Genomic DNA, 18,365 nt, shown 5'->3' with positions numbered 1-18,365 from the left:
GTCAGCCTGCGGCGACGGCACGCTTGGCCGCCGCGACGATCTTGTCCACGCTCGGCAGGTATTTCATCTCCAGCCGGAACAAGGGAATGTGGGTGTCGTAGCCGGTCACCCGCTGCACCGGCGCGACCAGGTCGTACATCGACTGCTCCGCCAGGCGCGCGGCGATCTCGGCGCCGAAGCCGGCGCTGCGCGGGGCTTCCTGCACGATCACGCAGCGGCCGGTGCGCGCCACCGATTCGGCGATGGTGTCGAAGTCCAGCGGACGCAGCGTGGCCACGTCGATGACCTCGGCGCTGATGCCGTCGGCGGCCAGCTTGTCGGCCGCTTCCAAGGCTTCCTTGACCTGCGCGCCCCAGGCGACCAGGGTCACGTCGCTGCCCTCGCGCAGCACGAAGCACACGTCCAGCGGCAGCGCCTCGCCGTCGTCGGCGACCACTTCCTTGTACTGGCGGTACAGGCGCTTGGGCTCCATGTAGATCACCGGATCCGGCTCGCGGATCGCCGCCAGCAGCAAGCCGTAGGCGCGCTGCGGCGAGGACGGCAGCACCACGCGCAGGCCCGGCACGTTGGTGAAGATGGCCTCGTTGGCTTCGCTGTGGTGCTCCGGCGCGCGGATGCCGCCGCCCCACGGCACGCGCAGCACCATCGGGCAGTGCAGGCGGCCGCGGGTGCGGTTGCGCAGGCGCGCGGCGTGGCAGATCAGGTGATCGACCATCGGATAGACGAAGCCGTCGAACTGCGCCTCGGCCACCGGCTTCATGCCCTGCGCGGCCAGGCCGACGGTCAGGCCGGCGATCGTGGTTTCGTCCAGCGGCGTGTCCAGCACGCGCTGCGCGCCGAAGCGCTGCTGCAGGCCGGCGGTGGCGCGGAACACGCCGCCGTTGACGCCCACGTCCTCGCCCAGCACCAGCACCGACGGGTCGTGCTGCAGTTCCCAGGCCAGGGCCTGGGTAACGGCTTCGATCAGGGTGATGGGGGTGCTGGTCATGGACTGGTCTCCGCGCGCTGTGGCCGCGCTGTGGGCGGTGCCGGCCGCATGCGCGGCGGCCGTGTCGGCAAGGCGAGGGCTGAGCTCATCCATGGCGCTGCTCCAGGGCGATGGCGTCGGCGCGCTGCGCGAGCAGGTCCGGCGGCGGATCGGCATACAGGTAATCGAACATCGCTTCCACTGGCTGCACCGGGGTGGCCAGGTAGGCATCGACCTCGATGTCGACCAGACGCGCGCATTCCTGCTTCCACGTCGCTTCCTCGGCCTCGTTCCACAGGCCCTGCGCGGTCAGCCAGGTGCGCAGCCGGGTCAGCGGCTCGCGCTCCCAGGCCTGCTTGACCTCGGCCTCGTCGCGGTAGCGGCGCGCGTCGTCGGCGGTGGTGTGGTCGGACAGGCGGTAGGTCATGAATTCGACGACCGTGCCGCCCTGGCCGCTCAGCGCGCGCTCGCGTGCCTGGCGCATCGCCTCCAGCACCGCGATCAGGTCGTTGCCGTCCACCTGCAGGCAGTGCAGGCCGCCGGCCAGGCCCTTCTGCGCCAGGGTCTGCGCGCCGGTCTGCGCCGCGCGCGGCACCGAGATCGCCCAGCCGTTGTTGATCACGCACAGGATCAGCGGCAGCTGGTAGGCGCCGGCGGAATTGAGCGCGGCATAGAAATCGGTCTTCGAGGAGCCGCCATCGCCGCAGGTGGCGACCGCGACATGGCCTTCGCCGCGCAGCTTGAACGCCAGCGCCGCGCCGGCGGCATGCAGGCACTGGGTGGAGATCGGCACGCAGATCGGGAAGTCCCTGGCGGCGTCGGAATCGCGCAGGAAGTCGCTGCCGCGCTCGTCGCCGCCCCAGTACAGCAGCACCTCGCGCGGGCGCACGCCGCGCATGAACATGGCGCCGTATTCGCGGTAGCTGGGCGCCAGCACGTCGCCGCTGCGCATCGAGGCGCCGATGCCGATGTGGGTGGCTTCGTGGCCCAGGCACGAGGCGTAGGTGCCGAGCTTGCCGGTGCGTTGCAGGGCCACGGCCTTGCTGTCGAAGGTGCGCACGTAGAGCATCTGCTTGAACAGCGCCAGCAGGGTCTGCGGGTTGGCCGAATCGGCCGGGAGGGCGTCGCGGGCCGGTTGGCCGTCCGCGTCGAGGTACTGCAGGTATTCGATTTCGAACTGGGCGGCGATGGTCATGACAGCGGCACTCTCGACAACAAGTTTCAAATGATATGACTCGGCATGTTAAGGAAGGCGTGCACAAAAGCCGTCCTGCACCGCAGCACGGTATCTTGCTGGATTGCAGCAAAAACGCGCGCTGTGTGGGTTGTACGCACTGCTGGCGTTCACTTGGGGGATTGCTGCGTTGCGGTGGGCGAGTGCGCGGTGGGGAGGGATGTCTATCGGTGGACGTTTCGGGTTTGGCGTGATGGCGGGTTGCCGTCGTGTTCGGGCGACTGCGCAAAAGCAATGGCGACGGCTTGAGCAAGAGCAAGATCAAGAGCTTTCGCGCCGGTCGGCGCGAGTCACTTTTGTCTTGGCAAAAGTAACCAAAACCGCTCCCGCCCGACACGAGCCGGTGCGATGGAGCCGCACCGGTCCCCCGCGCTCCTCGCGGCGAACGGCACGGCGCCCAAACTCGCTTCGCTCAAACAGGGGCGCCTCTTCGGCCGCTCGCCACTGCGGTGCTCGGCTCGCTTTAAGGCGGGACGTTTTAACAGCAACAGCAACAGCTAACGGCAACAGCAAGAGCTCGAGCGATAGCGAAAGGCTCGAGGCGGGAGGGAAGGCTGCACTCGCATGGAGGGCGAGGTTCGGCTGTTCCCTTCTCCCGTCGGGACCATGGCCCCCTTTTCGGGGGAAGGTGCCCCGCAGGGGCGGATGAGGGTACGGGCGCAGCCTCGTGCACCGAAACTCCGCGAGGCGCTACGCGCCGTACCCTCACCCCAACCCCTCTCCCGAGGGGAGAGGGGCTTCGACAGCGGAGGTTCGAGGGCTACTGCTGCTTCTGGAGCGACGGCAAAAGAAAAGGGCGCGGCTTGCGGCCGCGCCCTTGTTCTGCCCGAAGGCGGTTGCGCTCAGCGGCCGATGCGGGTGCTGAAGCGTGCCGTGTTGTCGGACGGGTCGGCATCGGCCGAGGCGGAGCTGGCGCTGGCCTCGATCACGATGTTGCGGTCGGCCGGCAGCGGGCGGGTCGCCGTGGTCAGGGTGAACGCGGTGCTCGTGCCCGGCGCCAGGTCGGCGCGGGTGCTGCACTGGTACTGCGCGCTGCGCAGGCCGTGGGCCTGGCGCACGCATTGCCAGCCGCGCGGCGGCACCAGCAGCGACAGCACCGACAGCGTGTTGCCGCTGACGGTCAGGCTGGCGCGCTTGACCGGCGCATTGCCATGGTTGCTCAGGGCGATGCGGTAGTTGGCGCTGAACGCGATCAACGGCAGCATCGCCGGGCCGTCGATGCGCACCGCCAGGTTGCCGGCGGGCGCAGCCTGCACGGCCACCGCGGCGCTGGCGCCGTTGTTGCCGCCGTTCGGGTCCTCGGTCTGCGAGGCGACCGACGCGGCCAGGGTCAGCGAACGGCCGACCAGGTCGGCCGTGGCCGGCACCGCCACGTCGAAGCGCGGCGTGGCGCCGGCGGCGAGCTGCGTCGTGGTGCAGGTCACCACGGTCTGCGCGGCCACCTCCGGCGCGGCGCAGTCCCAGCCCGGGGCGGCGGTCACGGTCGGGGTCACCGCCGCATCCAGGGCGAAGGCGACCGCGGCGAAGCGGGCCGCATCCGGGCCGGCGTTGCCGAGCTCGACGCTGTAGCGGATCGTGTCGCCGGCATAGACCGCGGCATTGGCGGCGTTGGCGGTCACGCTCAGGTCGGCGCGCTGCAGCGGCTTGAGCTTGAGCAGCACCACCGCCGGATCGTGGTCGGACAGCCGCGCCGGCGAGTTGGCGTCGTTGCGCGCGGTGGCCGGGAAGTCGGCGTTGAGCCGCGCGTGGCCTTCGCTCAGCGTCGCCACCTGCGCCGAGTTCATCAGCGCGCGGTTGGCCAGGATGTGGTCCAGCGACTGCACGTTGCCGTCGTAGGCGTAGGAGTAGCTCTGGTCCGGGGTCGACAGCAGGGTCAGGTTGTACAGGTCCGGCGTGACCAGATCGGCGCCGTCGCCGTCGACCACGGTCTGCGCGTCGGCCGACGGCAGGCCGGTGACCGTGCCCATCGCATCGACGTAGCCGTCGTTGAACTCGAAGGCGTTGAAGTCGCCCATCACCAGCAGCTGTTCGCCGGGATCGGCCACTTGCCGCGCCTGCAGCAGGTTGGCCAGGAACACCGCCTGCGCCTGGCGCTTGGCGCGGATGCGCAGGCCGCTGGCGTCGTCGGTCTCGGCGCCGTTGAGCGAGCGCTGGTGCACCTCGACCACGGTCAGCGGCAGCGTGCGGCCGTCGGCGAAATGCACGATCGCCTTCAGCAGCAGCGGCGGGCGGTCGTTGAGCAGGCTGGTGCCGCCGGCCGGCTCGGTCCAGGTGGTGGCCTTGCCTTCCTGGCTGACCGAGAGCACTTCGACGCGGGCGATGCCGGCGCCGACCGCCGCGGTCTTGACCAGGAAGCCGACGTCGATGCCGCCGACGTCGTTGCCTTCCTGCAGGTACGCCACGTACTGCGGATCGGGCTGGCCGGCGGCGACCGCGTCGGTGTTGATGCGTGTGGCCAGGGTCTGCAGCACGCTCAGGCTTTCCACTTCCACCGTGCCCAGGATGTCGGGCGTGTTGAGGTAGTTGCGGATCGCCAGCGAGGCCTTGTTGAGCCGCGCCTGGTAGGCGGCCGCGGTCAGCACCGGTTCGCCGATCGCCGGGTCGTTCTGGTCGTCGAAGAAGCGCTCCATGTTGTAGGTGGCGACATTGACGTCGTCGGCCTGCGGCGCCGGAGCCGGCTTGGGCTGGTCGGCGCCGTTGCATTGCACGGTGGGCGCGGTTTCCGGGTAGATCGTGTAGCGGCGGAAGCTGTAGTCCAGCGGGCCGCTGACGCCGAGCACCACGCAGCCGCCGGCCACGTCGATGCGCTCGCCGCCGAGGCCGGCGCTGCCCACCGCGATCACCTGCGGGTTGGTGTTCCAGCGCGGCACGTCGGCCGGCGCGCCGGCCGGCAGCGGGTCGGGCTGCTGCACGCCGGCCGTGCGCCAGGCGCGGGGCAGGCCGGTGACCACGGCATGGAACACGCCGTTGCTGCTGGCGGTGGCGTTGGTCTCGTTCACGCTGCCGCCGGTGGGCGCGTTGACGGTCAGGCTGGGCACGGTCACGCGCATGCCTTCCAGGCGCTCGAGCTGGTCGTAGGCGCCGTTCGGGTCGGGGAAGCTGGTGGTCAGCGTCACCGCGGCCGGCAGCGGATTGCCGGTGGACTGCAGCAGCACGGTCGGTGTGCCCAGTTCGGTCAGCGGCGGCTGGGTCGGGTCGGCGCTCGGCACGTATTCGAGCACGGTGGCCTGCACGCGCACCGCATTGCCCACCGCGGCCTCGGCCGGCGGTGCGCTGCCGGTGTAGACGTAGATGCCTTCGGAGGTCTGCGGATCGGCATCGGCCTGGTCGTCCGGCGCCTGCAGGAAGAAGCCGGCGCTGCGCCGCGCGGTGACGATGCCGCTGGTGGCGACCACCTGCCCGACCAGCGGCGACCGCGCGCCGCTGCCCTGGATGCTGTGGATCGGCACCAGGTTGAAGTCGTCGTTGAGGATCACCCCGCTGGCGGTCAGCGTGGCCGGCAGGGCGCCGCTGATGCCGGTGATGTCGAGGTAGAAGGTCTCGTCGGGTTCGTTGGCGGTGTCGCCATTGACCAGCACGCTGACCTGCGCGCTGCTTTCGCCGGCGGGAATGGTCACGGTGGTCGCGGCCACGGCCTGGTAGTCGCTGCCGGCGCTGGCGCTGCCATCGCGGGTGGCGACGCTGAAGCTGACCCCGCCGCTGCCGGCCGGTTGGCTCAGGGCGATGGTGAACACGAACGCGGTGCTGCCGCTGTCGCCTTCGCCGCGGCTGACGTTGGCGACGCTGGCCACCGGCTGGTTGCCGCCGCCGCACAGGTTGACCGCCGCCGCCGTATTGCGCGGGGTCGGCGCGCCGGTGGCGAAGTCGGCGTTGTTGTTGTCGCTGTCGCTGCAGCCGCCGTTGCCGCGCAGCACCGCCAGGGTGTTGCTCGGCGCGGCGGTCGGCGCGCTGCCTTCGGCGCAGCTGGCGCTGCTGCCGTAGCCGACGAAATCGACGTTGCCGGCGGGGCAGGCGCCGCTCAGCGCGGTCGCCGCATTGCTCAGCGCGATCTTGCCGGCAGTGCCGCTCATCGCGGTGGTGCCGGTGGCGTCCGGGGTCGGCAGCGCGGTGCTGCCGCCGCTGCCGTCGGCCTGCTTGACCAGATAGTAGCCGCCGGCGGGGATGCTGCCGCTCAGCGTGGTGACCTGCCAACTGCTGCCGGCGGCCGAGGCGTACTGCACCGACCAGCCGGCCAGGCTCACCGCCTGGTTGCCGTTGTTGTGCAGTTCGATGAAATCGCTCTTGTAGGTGGCGCCGCTGTTGCCGCCACCGCCATAGACCTGGCTGATGACGACCTGGGCCTGGCCGGTTCCGGCACAGGCGAGCGCGCACGACAACACTGCAGCACGAAGCAGCATGGTTCGCATGACGAAGACTCTCCCCAATCCTTGAAGACGTGGAATACCGCGGATGACGATCGGGCGCCCCCCAAGGCGCTGGCCCGATTCTGCCCGAGTTTGGCGCCGGCCGCTGACCGGGATGTGACAGGCGTCGCTGCGGTACCCTTGCCGGCCCCGGATCGCCGTTGCCGCCCATGCCCGTCGAACAGAACCAGCGCCCGCTCGAAGCCGGCATCCACACCGACCTGGAAGGCCGCGTCACCTACGGCGGCTACCTGCGGCTGGACCAGCTGCTGTCCGCGCAGCAGCCGCTGTCGGACCCGCCGCACCACGACGAGATGCTGTTCATCATCCAGCACCAGACCTCCGAGCTGTGGCTGAAGCTGCTGGCGCACGAGCTGCGCGCGGCGATCATGCACCTGCAGCGCGACGAGGTCTGGCAGTGCCGCAAGGTGCTGGCGCGCAGCAAGCAGGTGCTGCGCCAGCTGACCGAGCAGTGGTCGGTGCTGGAGACGCTGACCCCGTCCGAATACATGGGCTTCCGCGACGTGCTCGGCCCGGCCTCGGGCTTCCAGTCGCTGCAGTACCGCACCATCGAGTTCCTGCTCGGCAACAAGAACGAACAGATGCTGCGCGTGTTCGGCCATGACCCGCACGGCCAGGCGGCGCTGCAGGCGGTGCTGGAAGCGCCCAGCCTGTACGAGGAATTCCTGCGCTACCTGACCCGCTTCGGGCATGCGATTCCCGAGCAGTACCGGGCGCGCGACTGGCGCCAGCCGCATGTCAGCGATCCGCTGCTGCGGCCGGTGTTCGAGCGCATCTACGAGAACACCGACCGCTACTGGCGCGAATACGCGCTGTGCGAGGACCTGGTGGACCTGGAGACCCAGTTCCAGCTGTGGCGCTTCCGCCACATGCGCACGGTGATGCGGGTGATCGGCTTCAAGCGCGGCACCGGCGGCTCCAGCGGCGTGGGCTTCCTGCAGCAGGCGCTGGCGCTGACCTTTTTCCCCGAGCTGTTCGAGGTGCGGACCTCGGTGGGGCTGCTGGACGGGCGCGATGCGGCCACGCCGGGACCGGCCGCCGGCAGTGCGGAATCCGGGGCCTGAGGGCGCACGCCGGCGCACGCGCATGCATGCCCGGGAGACATGACCCGACGCAGCCCGAGGGGGCGCTTGCGAATCCCCACTCCCCACTCCCCAATCCCGGCCATTTGACGCCAGCGCCAACTGTCGGTGATGCTCGCCCGTTCCCCGGCCCGGCCGGGAATCGCCCCAGCCCATACTGAATACGCAAGGGAACACCGCATGAGCGTTGACGACGTCGCGTCGCACCCCCCAGCCTCACCGCCGCAGCCGCCAGCGCAACCGCCCGAATTCAAGACCCTGCTGGGCCATCCACGGCCATTGTGGCTGCTGTTCATGACGGAATTCTGGGAGCGCTTCGCGTTCTACGGGATTCGCTGGGCGCTGACCCTGTACATCGTCGCCGAGTTCTTCCAGGGCTCCGGCGCGGGCGAGGCCCCGGCCAACCGGCTGTACGGCGCCTACCTGGCGCTGGTCTACGCCTCGGCGCTGTTCGGCGGCTTCGTCGCCGACCGGCTGATCGGCTACCAGCGCTCGCTGCTGATCGGCGCGGTGGTCATGTCGGTGGGCCTGTTCCTGATCGCGGTGCCGAACGAAGAGGTGTTCAAGATCGGCCTGGCCACGATCATCGCCGGCAACGGCCTGTTCAAGCCGAACGTGTCGACCATGGTCGGCAAGCTGTATCCGCTGAACGATCCGCGCCGCGATTCGGGCTTCACCATCTTCTACATGGGCATCAACGCCGGCGGCTTCTTCGCGCCGATCCTGACCGGCCTGCTGGCCGACAAGCTGTTCGGCACCGAGGCGATGCCGGCCTACAAGTACGTGTTCATCGCGTCGGGCATCGGCATGCTGATCAGCCTGGTGTGGTTCTGGATCGGACGCCACCAGCTCGGCGCGGTCGGCCGGCCGCCGGCCGGCGGCGAGGGCATGGGGCGCACGATCGGGGTGCTGTTGGCGACGCTGGTGGTGATCCCGGTGGCCTACGGCCTGCTGCTGATCGATGCCGGCATCCTCGGCTGGATCCTCACAGCACTGTTCGTCGCGTTGTGCGCGATGATCCTGGTCGAAGGCATCCGCGAGGGCCGCGTGCCGCGCGACCGCTCGATCGCGATGCTGATCGTGTTCGTGTTCAACGTGATGTTCTTCATGTTCTTCGAGCAGGCCGGCAGTTCGTTCAACTTCCTGGCGCAGAACATCGTCGAGCGCGACCTGGGCGGCTGGATGTTCCCGGTCGGCTGGTTCCAGTCGGTCAATACGCTGGCGATCCTGGTGCTGGGCCCGGTGTTCGTGTGGCTGTGGGTGGCGCTGAAGTCGTCCAACCCGTCGATCCCGCGCAAGTTCGGCCTGGGCCTGATCTTCAACGGCCTGGCCTTCGCGCTGCTGATGTTCGCCTTGTCCTCGCTGGTCGACGGCTCCGGCAAGATCCCGTTCTGGACCCTGTTCATGGTCTACGTGATCCAGACCGTGGGCGAGCTGTGCCTGTCGCCGATCGGCCTGTCGATGACCACCAAGCTGGCGCCGACCAAGGTCGTGGGCTTCGCGATGGGCGGCTGGTTCCTGTCCACCGCGATCGGCAACAACCTGTCCGGCATCTTCGCCGCAGGCGTCAGCGGCGAGACCGGGATGACCGTGGACTCGGCGCTGAAGGGCTACACTTTCGGTTTCTGGGCCCTGCTCGGCTCGGGTGTGTTGTTGTTCCTGATTGCACCGCTGATCAACAAGTTGATGCACGGTGTCAAATGACGTGAGGTAGATCGCAATGTCGAACAAGACGATCAAGACGATAGGCAGCGTGGCTGCGCTGATGCTGGCCCTGGGCGGCTGCGGCAAGGCGCCTGCGCCGGAGCCGGAACAGGCGCCGGCCAAGCCGCTGGACACCTCGGTGCAGAAGCCGCCGGTGGCCGATCCGAACCAGCCGGTGGCTTCGGGCAACACGCCCGCCGCCGCCGATGTGGCCGCGGCGGCGGCGCTGGGCGCGCAGTTCGATCCGAACCGCGATCCGGCCAACGACCTGGAAACGGCCGAAGTGGAAGCCAAGCGCGGCGGCAAGCGCATCCTGCTCGACGTGGGCGGCGAGTCGTGCGCGCGATGCCACATCCTCGACGACTTCATCGAGGGCGACGCCGAGGTGCGCAGCTTCCGCGACGCCAACTACGTGTGGGTCAAGGTCAACTACAGCGACGAAAACAAGAACGAAGCGTTCCTGGCCCAGTACCCGAAGATCGAGGCCTATCCGCACCTGCTGGTGCTCGATGCCGACGGCAAGCTGCTGCACTCGCAGCTCACCGGCGAGCTGGAAAAGGGCGAGGGCTACGACCGCAAGAAGTTCTTCGACTTCCTCAAGCAGTGGGCGCCGCCGAAGACCTGAGCGCAGCCCGGGCGTTTTCCCGGGTCGCTGAAAGGCGCGTGCTCCCTGCAGGAGCGGCTTCAGCCGCGACGGGCGTTAGCGATAGCGTCTGTCGCGGCTGAAGCCGCTCCTACAGGGGCCCGCGGCAGCGCCCGCTTCAGGCAGGCGCCGTGCCTTCCTCACTTGCCGGTCATGCTCGGCAGCCCTTCGGCCGCCAGCCGATCGATCAGCCGGTTCAGCACGCGCTGCTCCTCCTCGTTGAACGGCGCCAGCAGGCGGCGCTCGCATTCCAGCACCATCGGCGCGATCACCTGGTAGACCTCCACCCCCGCCTCGGACAGGTGCAGCACCGAGCGGCGGCGGTCGTCGCCATGGGTCTCGCGCTGGATGAAGCCGCGTTCCAGCAATCGTGCCACCGCGCGGCTCACCGCCACCTTGTCCATCGCGGTGCGCTCGGACACCTCGCCGGCCGACAGCCCCGGGTACAGCGCCAGCACCGCCATCACCCGCCATTCGGTCACCGCCATGCCGTAGCGCTCGCCGTAGACGCGGGCGATGTTGCTGCTGATCCGGTTGGACAGCACGCTGATGCGGTAGGGCAGGAACTGCTCCAGGTCGAGCGAGGGCTGCTCGGGCGCGGGCGGGGCGTTGGGGGCGATCGACGTCATGCTGCATTGCACCTTGCTGGTGGTTTCATTTGTAACTATAACGGAGGAGACTACTGTCCATTCTCGCGAGTCTGGCGTCCGTCCGCATCCGAAATTTCGGCCGGGCGCTGCCCGCGTCCTCCAGGAGACGAGCCATGAGCGCACAACCGCAGTATCCGTCCCAGCCGGCCAACCTGGGCATGCAGGTCACCACCTTCGAGAACCCGATGGGCATCGACGGCTTCGAGTTCGTCGAGTTCGCCGCGCCGGCCGGGCAGGGCGAACGGTTGCACGCCTACTTCCGCAGCATGGGCTTCAGCGCGGTGCTGCGCCATCGCAGCCGTGCGATCACCGTGTACCGGCAGGGCGGGGTCAACTTCCTGGTCAACGAAGACCCGGAGTCGTTCGCCGCCGATTTCGCCGCCGCGCACGGGCCGTGCGCCTGCGGTTTCGCGATCCGCTTCCGGCATCCGGCCGAGGAGGTGTTCGCCAAGGTGCTGGAGAACGGCGGCGAGGCCATCGGCGACAAGGCCGACACCCGCGCGGTGCCGGCGCCGGTGGTCAAGGGCATCGGCGACTGCATGCTGTACCTGGTCGACCGCTATGGCGATAAGGGCTCGGTGTACGCCGACTTCGAACCGGTGCCCGGCGCCGAGCCGCATCCGGCTGGTTTCGGCCTGACCTTCATCGACCACCTGACCCATAACCTCTACTTCGGCAACATGCAGCGCTGGTCGGACTACTACGAGCGCCTGTTCAACTTCCGCGAGATTCGCTACTTCGACATCAAGGGCGCCAAGACCGGGCTGACCTCCAAGGCGATGACCGCGCCGGACGGCGTGGTGCGCATCCCGCTCAACGAATCGTCCGATCCGAAGAGCCAGATCAACGAATACCTGGACGCCTACCACGGCGAAGGCATCCAGCACATCGCCTGCTTCACCGACGACATCTACGAGACCGTGGAGCGGATGCGCGCGGCCGGCGTGGAGTTCCTGGATACCCCGGACGCGTACTTCGAAGTGATCGACCAGCGCATTCCCAACCACGGCGAAGACGTGGCGCGGCTGGCCAGGAACAAGATCCTGATCGACGCCGACCCGGAGACCAAGCAGCGCAAGCTGCTGCAGATCTTCACCCAGAACTGCATCGGCCCGATCTTCTTCGAGATCATCCAGCGCAAGGGCAACGAAGGCTTCGGCGAAGGCAACTTCCAGGCACTGTTCGAGAGCATCGAGCGCGATCAGATGAAGCGCGGCGTGCTCTGACGCGATACCGCGGCGAATGCCGATAAGCGCTTGAGCCCCTCTCCCATCGGGAGAGGGGTTGGGGTGAGGGTACGGTGGCTCAATGAGAGCAAACCGCCGCTCCCCACTTCAACACTGGAAAACGCACGCTTGCTGCGTCGGACTATGACCGACGCCGAACGCAAACTGTGGAGTTGCCTGAGAGGCGGCCAATTGCAAGGCTTCAAGTTTCGGCGCCAGTATCCTGTTCCTCCCTATGTCGCTGATTTTTGCTGTGTCGCATCCAGGCTGATCGTCGAGCTCGATGGCTCGCAACACGGCGAACCACGCGATGCGGCGAGAACGCGCTGGCTTGAGTCGCAAGGCTGGCGAATCGTCCGCTTCTGGAACAACGATGTGCTGCTGTCGACGGACGCCGTGATTCAGGTAATTTGCGGCGTTATGGTGGCTCCGTACCCTCACCCCAACCCCTCTCTCCCACGGGGACTTCCTTTGGTCGCCGATGGGAGAGGGGCTTGATCTCGCGAAGGCTAAAGTTCATGCATGACCATCATCGCTACATGTCCGGCTTCGGCAACGAATTCGCCACAGAGGCGGTACCGGGCGCGCTGCCGGTCGGGCAGAACTCGCCGCAGCGCGTGGCTCATGGCCTGTACGCCGAGCAGCTGTCGGGCACCGCGTTCACCGCGCCGCGCGGCGTCAACCGGCGCAGCTGGCTGTACCGGATCCGTCCGGCGGCGCTGCACGGCGGCTTCGCCGCGTACACCCAGGCTGCCGGCTTCCACAACGACTTCAATGCCGGACCGGTGTCGCCGGACCAACTGCGCTGGAGTCCGTTGCCGCTGCCGCAGACCGCGGTGGATTTCGTCGATGGCCTGTACACGATGGCCGGCAACGGTTCGGCCGAGGCGCAGCATGGCGTGGCGGTGCATCTGTACGCGGCCAACGCGTCGATGCAGGGGCGTTTCTTCTACGACGCCGACGCCGAACTGCTGATCGTGCCGCAGCTGGGCCGGCTGCAGCTGCACACCGAACTGGGCATGCTGGAGCTGGAACCGCAGGAGATCGCGGTGATCCCGCGCGGCGTGCGCTTCCGCGTCGCGCTGCCCGACGGGCAGGCGCGCGGCTACGTGTGCGAGAACTTCGGCGCGCTGCTGCGGCTGCCCGACCTGGGGCCGATCGGCGCCAACGGCCTGGCCAATCCGCGCGATTTCCTGACCCCGGTGGCCGCCTACGAGGAAGACGAAGGCGACTTCGCGCTGATCGCCAAGTTCCAGGGCCACCTGTGGCAGGCGCCGATCGCGCATTCGCCCCTGGACGTGGTCGCCTGGCACGGCAACTACGCGCCGTACAAGTACGATCTGCGCCGCTTCAACACCATCGGCTCGATCAGCTTCGACCATCCCGATCCCAGCATCTTCACCGTGCTCACCGCGCCCAGCGACACGCCGGGCACCGCCAACCTGGACGTCGCGATCTTTCCGCCGCGCTGGCTGGTGGCGCAGCACACGTTCCGGCCGCCGTGGTTCCACCGCAACGTGGCCAGCGAGTTCATGGGCCTGGTCCACGGCGTCTACGACGCCAAGGCCGAAGGCTTCGCCCCCGGCGGCGCCTCGCTGCACAACTGCATGAGCGGGCATGGCCCGGATGCGGCGACCTTCGACAAGGCCTCGCAGGCGGACCTGTCGCGGCCGGACGTGATCGCCGACACCATGGCCTTCATGTTCGAGACCCGCGCGGTGCTGCGCCCGACCGCGCAGGCATTGGCGGCGGCGCATCGCCAGCGCGACTACCAGCAATGCTGGCAGGGCCTGCGGCGCAACTTCCGCACGCCCTGAGCGCTGCGGCGCGGGCCATCCGGTCCGCGTCGCACGCGGGCCGACACCTGCGACGACGCGCTCAGGCGGCTTCCAGCGATGCGTTTAGCGGCGCGTGCAGCGGTGCCGGCAGCACCTCCAGCACGCGCTCGCGGATGCGTTGCGCATAGCGCTCGGAGGTCATTTCCGGCATCGCCCGCAGCGCGTCCGCGATCGCCTGCAGCGTGGCCGCTTCCTCGCGCGCGTCGCGCAACTGCTGCTGCAACGGGCGCGAAGCCGGATGGCGCTGCAGTTGCAGCAGGTCGAGCAGATACATGCGCGCGTTGAGCAGCGCGCGACGCGGATCCGCCGGCGCGATGGCGGGCGCGGGCGGCGTCGCGGCCGGGGGCGGTCCGGCGGTTGCGCGGCCGTCGTCCAGATAGCCCTGCCGCAACAGCGACTGCACGATCGCCGCGGCGTTGCTGCCGCCCAGCGCGGCCAGCTCGTCGACGCTGCGCTGGCCGTCGGCCAGGATCAGGACACGGCGCTGGCGCATGTCCAGCGGCGCGGCGTGGGATTGCAGTGCCGCGAGGGCGAGGGCGGTCTTGCGCGGATGCATGGTGGCGGTACCGGAAGGGAAGAAGCTTGGCGATCGGCGGTGAAACACTGATGACAGGCGACGCAGGTCGGCTGTCGTAGGAGGCGCGTTCGTGCGGCGCGACGCGATGCGGCGCTGACGCAGCCACTGCCACTGCCGCCACGAGCGATGGCGATGAGATGACGGGTCTGCATCGCGATTCCGCAATGCAGTCAGTGCATGCGCGCGGCGCGCGCGCTAGCCTATGCACTGCTCTTGCGAGGAACTGCGATGAAGCCGACCCTGCCCGCCGCTGCATTGCTGCTGCTCGCGCTGAGCGCCTGCGACAAGTCGCCGCCGTCCGCGCCACCGCCCGCGCCCGTCGCGGCGGACGATGGCGCCTTGCCGCCGCCGGCGCTGGACCAGCCCGACACCGACGTGCCCCCGGCGCAGGCCCCGGCCGCGGCGATGCCGCCGGAGATGGCCCCGGCCGAGCGTCAGCTGGCTCGCGACGATGGCTATGGCGACCTGCGCCTGGGCATGAGCGCGGCGCAGGCGCGCGCGGCCTGGGGCGGCGAACTCGATGGGCAGCCCGGCGAGACGGGCGGCTGCCACGTCCTCAGGCCGCGCTGGGCCAAGGGCGGCAACGACTTCGGCCTGATGTTCGAAGCCGACAAGCTGGTCCGCTACGACGTGCGCACCGCCAAGGAAACCGCCCCGGGCGGCGGCAAGGTCGGCATGGACCTGGCGCAACTGCGCGCGCTGTACGCTGGACGCGTGGAAGAGCAGCCGCACAAGTACATCGAAGGCGGCAAGGTCCTGCGCATCGCTGGCAGCACTGCCCAGTCCGGCGTCCTGGTGTTCGAGACCGACGCCGCGGGCAAGGCCACCTCTTGGCGCGTGGGCCTGCCGCCGCAGGTGGACTACGTTGAAGGCTGCGGCTAGCGCAGGCGTCAAGCCGGTTATCACCGCGCCTGGATTAAAGATCAACGCGTGCAGGTCGCTGCAGGGAATGCCATGTACCTATTGGACATCAGTGAGAGCTACTCGGAAATTTTCTGGTTCAAATACGACCAGACGCTCTCGCCCGACCATCTGCTGTTCATCAGTGGCGAAACGCAATCGTCGGTTGCTGCCACTCCGACCTTCAGAAACAACAAGAAAGTAAGCAAGTCGCGCCTGCTGGCGTTCGATCTCCTTCAAAGCGACACGCTCGAATTCGTCAGCCAGGCAATGGCGGAGGTGTTGCGCCAATATCCGGACGACGTTCAATTGTTTCCCGCCGACGTCTACCTCAAGGAGGAACGGTTGCAGGGCTTCCACGTCTTCAATGTGATCCAGACGGTGCCTTGCATCGACCTCGAACACTCCCGGCATGCCCCCATGTTCGGCTTTATGCCTGATGGACCTCTGCGATTCACAACGCTTCAGAGCCTGCCGCCTGAGGCCTTGGCGGGTCACCACCTCGTCCGGGCCCAGGAAAGCTCGCAGCGCATTTTCGTTTCCCAGCAGCTGAAACAGCAATGCGAGGCTTCCGGGCTTGAAGGCTTGCGGTTTGTGGACTGCTCCAACGGTATTCGAGTGTGAGATAAGCGGGGTGGGTTGGTTGATGGAAGGGCCTTGTCGCTGTTTTTTGTTTCCTTCAGGAATTCGACCGCGAGCTTGACCGGCTCGCCGGTCCGCGGGCTTTACAGGTGCGGCGGCGGCGGTTGCGATCCACGCCGCCGGCACCCTTTTCCCCCGAAGAAATCCGTCTGGCCAGCCAGCCGACCCCCGCCCGGTGGCCACGATGACGGCCGCATCATCCGCGCTGCGCATAGAATCGCGCATCGTAATGGCGAGGGGATGGGCGATGGCGAGCGCGATCGGCTTGGTGCTGGTGGGACTGCTGCTGCTGGCCTTGGGCGGCGATTCGATCGTCAAGGCGGCTTCGGGCCTGGCGCAGCGCTGCGGCGCCTCGCCGTTCGTCGCCGGCCTGCTGCTGGTGGCGTTCGGGACCTCGTTGCCGGAACTGGCGGTCAACGCGCGCGCCTACATGGTCGGCGCGCAGGACCTGGCGCTGGGCAATGCGGTCGGCAGCAACATCGCCAACCTGGGCCTGACCCTGGCGCTGGCCGCGCTGGCGGCACCGCTGCTGGTGCGCACGCGGATGCTGGCGCCGTTGCTGCTGGTGCTGGCGGTGGCGACGCTGGCACTGATCGGCTTCGGCCTGGACGGGGCGATCTCGCGCCTGGAAGGCGTGTTGCTGTTGCTGGGCTTCGTCGGCGTGGTGGTGTTCCTGCTGCGCCGCGCGCGTAGCGAGGACGCCGCGCGCCAACTCGGCCTGTCCGGCTATGCGGTGACCCGCACCGCGCTGGGCCTGAACCTGCTGCGCCTGCTGATCGCGAGCGTGCTGCTGTATTTCGGCGCCAAGCTCGTCGTCGATGCGGCGCCGCGGCTCGGTGCCGCCTGGGGCCTGTCGCCGCTGCTGGTCGGCCTGCTGCCGGTGGCGATCGGCACCGCGCTGCCGGAAGCCGCCGCCGCGATCGCCGCCGCGCGCCGCGGGCAGGGCGACATGGTGGTCGGGCATGTGCTCGGCTCCAGCCTGTTCAACCTGCTGGTGGTGATCGGCGGCATGGCGGCGCTGCGCCCGCTGCCGTTGCCGGCCTCGTTCGTGCGCCTGGAACTGCCGGCGGCGGTGGCGCTGAGCGTGGTGCTGTATCCGATGCTGCGCGGCGACATGCGCATCAGCCGCGGCGAAGGCGCGGTGCTGCTGGTCGCGTTCCTGGCCTGGGTCGGGCTGGAAGTGGCGTTGGTCGGGTAAGGCGGGGTTGGAGTCAGCCGTGCAGACGCTGCCACCTGTAGGAGCGGCTTCAGCCGCGACCGGACGTTACCGGCAACGCCCCGGTCGCGGCTGAAGCCGCTCCTACAGGACTTCGTCCACGCGGTTAGCGCTCGTCGTCCTGCTGCGCCGCCGGCGGCAGCCCTTCCTTGTCGGCATGATCGCGGCTGTCGGGCACCTGCGGCCGCTGCTCCATCATCAGCGACAGCGCCGCCTTGGCCATCATGTGCGCGCTGATCGGCGCGGTGATGAACAGGAATGCGGTGATCAGCAATTCGCGCGGCTGCGGGTCCTGGCCCAGGAACAGGTGGTAGCCGACCGAAGCCAGCAGCACGCAACCCACGCCCAGCGTGCTGGCCTTGGTCGGCGCGTGCAGGCGCTTGAAGAAGTCCGACAGCTTCACCAGGCCCAGCGCGCCAAGCAGGATGAAGAAGCAGCCGACGATCAGCAGCAGCGACAGCCCGACCTGCAGCAGCCCGATCATTCGACGATGTCCCGGCGCAGCACGTACTTGCTCAGCACCACGGTGCTGCCGAAGCCGAGCATGGCGATGACCAATGCCGCTTCGAAGTACACAGGCGAATCCAGGTACATGCCGAACAGCATCAGCTCGGCGATCGCGGTCACCGACAGCGTATCCAGCGCCAGGATGCGGTCGGGCACGGTCGGCCCGCGCAGCAGCCGCCACAGCGCCAGCAGCATCGCCAAGGCGACCACGTGCATGCACACGGCGATGGTGCCCTCGATGAACATGTGGCCGGTCATGGGAAGATCTCCATCAGGGGCGCTTCGTAGCGCGTCTTGATCTGCCGGATCACGGTCTCGGCGTCGTCCAGGTGCAGCACGTGCACCAACAGGTATTTGCGGTCGTCCGACAGCGCCGCCGACACCGTGCCCGGCGTCAGCGTGATCATGCTGGTCAGCGCGGCGATGCCGTGGATGTTGGCGATGTCCAGCGGCACCCAGATGAAGCCGGGGTGGATCCGCGATTCCGGGCCCAGCACCTGCAGCGCCACCACCACGTTGGAGCGCACGATGTCCCAGGCGACCACGCACAGCATCTTCGGCACCGAGCGCAGCGAGCCGATGCGCGCGAACTCGCGGTCCAGGCGCGCGGCGAACAGCGGCACCGCCACGCCCAGCACCGCGCCCAGCAGCAACTGGCCCAGGCCGAAGCTGTCGCTCATCAACAGCCAGAACACGGTGACGGTGACGCTCAGCGGCCAGGATGGAAACAGGCGGCGCAACCAGGGACGGCGCAT

Annotated in this window: 17 protein-coding genes; 9 read left to right on the top strand and 8 right to left on the bottom strand. The window is 68.5% G+C overall.

The features are described from left to right. Position 1: 1 nt before the first annotated feature. The 3 genes from JR064_RS16075 to JR064_RS16065 all read right to left on the bottom strand — a co-directional run bounded on the left by JR064_RS16075 (position 2) and on the right by JR064_RS16065 (position 6,607). A complete protein-coding gene (locus JR064_RS16075) occupies positions 2-1,081 on the bottom strand; it encodes an alpha-ketoacid dehydrogenase subunit beta (RefSeq protein WP_179569237.1) in 1,080 nt (359 codons plus the stop codon). Then, positions 1,074-2,162 (bottom strand): pyruvate dehydrogenase (acetyl-transferring) E1 component subunit alpha, encoded by a 1,089-nt coding sequence (gene pdhA, locus JR064_RS16070; RefSeq protein ID WP_206230409.1) that lies wholly within the window; start codon positions 2,160-2,162, stop codon positions 1,074-1,076. Before pdhA ends, JR064_RS16075 begins: the two co-directional genes overlap by 8 nt. Before the next feature lie 881 nt (positions 2,163-3,043). Continuing rightward, entirely contained in the window at positions 3,044-6,607 is a 3,564-nt protein-coding gene (locus JR064_RS16065) for a lamin tail domain-containing protein (protein WP_206230408.1), read from the bottom strand. Positions 6,608-6,774: 167 nt separating this feature from the next. On the opposite strand from JR064_RS16065, the gene JR064_RS16060 reads away from it, so the two are divergent. The 3 genes from JR064_RS16060 (at position 6,775) to JR064_RS16050 (ending at position 10,036) form a co-directional block, all read left to right on the top strand. Beyond that, positions 6,775-7,689, top strand: coding sequence for a tryptophan 2,3-dioxygenase (locus JR064_RS16060; protein ID WP_206230407.1), 915 nt, complete (start codon positions 6,775-6,777; stop codon positions 7,687-7,689). A gap of 198 nt (positions 7,690-7,887) precedes the next feature. Further along, positions 7,888-9,411: a peptide MFS transporter gene (locus JR064_RS16055; RefSeq protein ID WP_206230406.1), complete on the top strand. Its 1,524-nt coding sequence runs from the start codon at positions 7,888-7,890 to the stop codon at positions 9,409-9,411. A gap of 16 nt (positions 9,412-9,427) precedes the next feature. Beyond that, positions 9,428-10,036: a thioredoxin family protein gene (locus tag JR064_RS16050; RefSeq protein WP_191826223.1), complete on the top strand. Its 609-nt coding sequence runs from the start codon at positions 9,428-9,430 to the stop codon at positions 10,034-10,036. 158 nt (positions 10,037-10,194) lie between these two features. Here the strand turns inward: JR064_RS16050 and JR064_RS16045 are convergent, their stop codons facing one another. Further along, the gene (locus JR064_RS16045; RefSeq protein WP_191826224.1) at positions 10,195-10,683 is read right to left on the bottom strand and encodes a MarR family winged helix-turn-helix transcriptional regulator; all 489 of its coding nucleotides are present in this window, start codon (positions 10,681-10,683) and stop codon (positions 10,195-10,197) included. Positions 10,684-10,817: 134 nt separating this feature from the next. Here JR064_RS16045 and hppD point away from each other — a divergent pair, with 134 nt between their 5' ends. The 3 genes from hppD (at position 10,818) to hmgA (ending at position 13,747) form a co-directional block, all read left to right on the top strand. Then, on the top strand, positions 10,818-11,930 hold the full coding sequence (gene hppD, locus JR064_RS16040) for a 4-hydroxyphenylpyruvate dioxygenase (RefSeq protein WP_369914856.1): 1,113 nt from the start codon (positions 10,818-10,820) through the stop codon (positions 11,928-11,930). 144 nt (positions 11,931-12,074) lie between these two features. Continuing rightward, on the top strand, positions 12,075-12,428 hold the full coding sequence (locus JR064_RS16035) for an endonuclease domain-containing protein (RefSeq protein ID WP_206230405.1): 354 nt from the start codon (positions 12,075-12,077) through the stop codon (positions 12,426-12,428). Positions 12,429-12,448: 20 nt separating this feature from the next. Beyond that, a complete protein-coding gene (hmgA, locus tag JR064_RS16030; protein WP_191826226.1) occupies positions 12,449-13,747 on the top strand; it encodes a homogentisate 1,2-dioxygenase in 1,299 nt (432 codons plus the stop codon). Positions 13,748-13,808: 61 nt separating this feature from the next. Here hmgA and JR064_RS16025 read toward each other — a convergent pair whose 3' ends face one another. Beyond that, a complete protein-coding gene (locus JR064_RS16025; RefSeq protein WP_206230404.1) occupies positions 13,809-14,324 on the bottom strand; it encodes a hypothetical protein in 516 nt (171 codons plus the stop codon). A 249-nt stretch (positions 14,325-14,573) separates the two neighbouring features. On the opposite strand from JR064_RS16025, the gene JR064_RS16020 reads away from it, so the two are divergent. The 3 genes from JR064_RS16020 (at position 14,574) to JR064_RS16010 (ending at position 17,085) form a co-directional block, all read left to right on the top strand. After that, entirely contained in the window at positions 14,574-15,227 is a 654-nt protein-coding gene (locus JR064_RS16020; RefSeq protein WP_206230403.1) for a lectin, read from the top strand. 72 nt (positions 15,228-15,299) lie between these two features. Further along, positions 15,300-15,869, top strand: coding sequence for an imm11 family protein (locus JR064_RS16015; RefSeq protein ID WP_206230402.1), 570 nt, complete (start codon positions 15,300-15,302; stop codon positions 15,867-15,869). A gap of 265 nt (positions 15,870-16,134) precedes the next feature. Beyond that, a complete protein-coding gene (locus JR064_RS16010; protein WP_206230401.1) occupies positions 16,135-17,085 on the top strand; it encodes a calcium/sodium antiporter in 951 nt (316 codons plus the stop codon). Positions 17,086-17,209: 124 nt separating this feature from the next. Here JR064_RS16010 and JR064_RS16005 read toward each other — a convergent pair whose 3' ends face one another. Genes JR064_RS16005 through JR064_RS15995 form a run of 3 tightly spaced genes read right to left on the bottom strand, consistent with a single transcriptional unit; the run spans position 17,210 to position 18,365 of the window. Then, on the bottom strand, positions 17,210-17,587 hold the full coding sequence (locus JR064_RS16005; RefSeq protein ID WP_206230400.1) for a Na+/H+ antiporter subunit G: 378 nt from the start codon (positions 17,585-17,587) through the stop codon (positions 17,210-17,212). Continuing rightward, positions 17,584-17,868, bottom strand: coding sequence for a K+/H+ antiporter subunit F (locus JR064_RS16000; protein WP_145704729.1), 285 nt, complete (start codon positions 17,866-17,868; stop codon positions 17,584-17,586). The genes JR064_RS16005 and JR064_RS16000 overlap by 4 nt, the downstream gene beginning before the upstream one ends. Next, positions 17,865-18,365, bottom strand: coding sequence for a Na+/H+ antiporter subunit E (locus tag JR064_RS15995; protein ID WP_185814266.1), 501 nt, complete (start codon positions 18,363-18,365; stop codon positions 17,865-17,867). Before JR064_RS15995 ends, JR064_RS16000 begins: the two co-directional genes overlap by 4 nt.

It is taken from the genome of Xanthomonas bonasiae, assembly GCF_017163705.1.
Lineage (GTDB): Bacteria > Pseudomonadota > Gammaproteobacteria > Xanthomonadales > Xanthomonadaceae > Xanthomonas_A > Xanthomonas_A bonasiae.
This window is presented reverse-complemented; position numbering and strand designations above follow the sequence as displayed.

Bases quoted from the DNA above. Each gene is read 5' to 3' on its own strand.
- JR064_RS16075 (WP_179569237.1), bottom strand. From the start codon at position 1,081: ATGGATGAGCTCAGCCCTCGCCTTGCCGACACGGCCGCCGCGCATGCG.
- pdhA (WP_206230409.1), bottom strand. From the start codon at position 2,162: ATGACCATCGCCGCCCAGTTCGAAATCGAATACCTGCAGTACCTCGAC.
- JR064_RS16065 (WP_206230408.1), bottom strand. From the start codon at position 6,607: ATGCGAACCATGCTGCTTCGTGCTGCAGTGTTGTCGTGCGCGCTCGCC.
- JR064_RS16060 (WP_206230407.1), top strand. From the start codon at position 6,775: ATGCCCGTCGAACAGAACCAGCGCCCGCTCGAAGCCGGCATCCACACC.
- JR064_RS16055 (WP_206230406.1), top strand. From the start codon at position 7,888: ATGAGCGTTGACGACGTCGCGTCGCACCCCCCAGCCTCACCGCCGCAG.
- JR064_RS16050 (WP_191826223.1), top strand. From the start codon at position 9,428: ATGTCGAACAAGACGATCAAGACGATAGGCAGCGTGGCTGCGCTGATG.
- JR064_RS16045 (WP_191826224.1), bottom strand. From the start codon at position 10,683: ATGACGTCGATCGCCCCCAACGCCCCGCCCGCGCCCGAGCAGCCCTCG.
- hppD (WP_369914856.1), top strand. From the start codon at position 10,818: ATGAGCGCACAACCGCAGTATCCGTCCCAGCCGGCCAACCTGGGCATG.
- JR064_RS16035 (WP_206230405.1), top strand. From the start codon at position 12,075: ATGACCGACGCCGAACGCAAACTGTGGAGTTGCCTGAGAGGCGGCCAA.
- hmgA (WP_191826226.1), top strand. From the start codon at position 12,449: ATGCATGACCATCATCGCTACATGTCCGGCTTCGGCAACGAATTCGCC.
- JR064_RS16025 (WP_206230404.1), bottom strand. From the start codon at position 14,324: ATGCATCCGCGCAAGACCGCCCTCGCCCTCGCGGCACTGCAATCCCAC.
- JR064_RS16020 (WP_206230403.1), top strand. From the start codon at position 14,574: ATGAAGCCGACCCTGCCCGCCGCTGCATTGCTGCTGCTCGCGCTGAGC.
- JR064_RS16015 (WP_206230402.1), top strand. From the start codon at position 15,300: ATGTACCTATTGGACATCAGTGAGAGCTACTCGGAAATTTTCTGGTTC.
- JR064_RS16010 (WP_206230401.1), top strand. From the start codon at position 16,135: ATGGCGAGCGCGATCGGCTTGGTGCTGGTGGGACTGCTGCTGCTGGCC.
- JR064_RS16005 (WP_206230400.1), bottom strand. From the start codon at position 17,587: ATGATCGGGCTGCTGCAGGTCGGGCTGTCGCTGCTGCTGATCGTCGGC.
- JR064_RS16000 (WP_145704729.1), bottom strand. From the start codon at position 17,868: ATGACCGGCCACATGTTCATCGAGGGCACCATCGCCGTGTGCATGCAC.
- JR064_RS15995 (WP_185814266.1), bottom strand. From the start codon at position 18,365: ATGCGCCGTCCCTGGTTGCGCCGCCTGTTTCCATCCTGGCCGCTGAGC.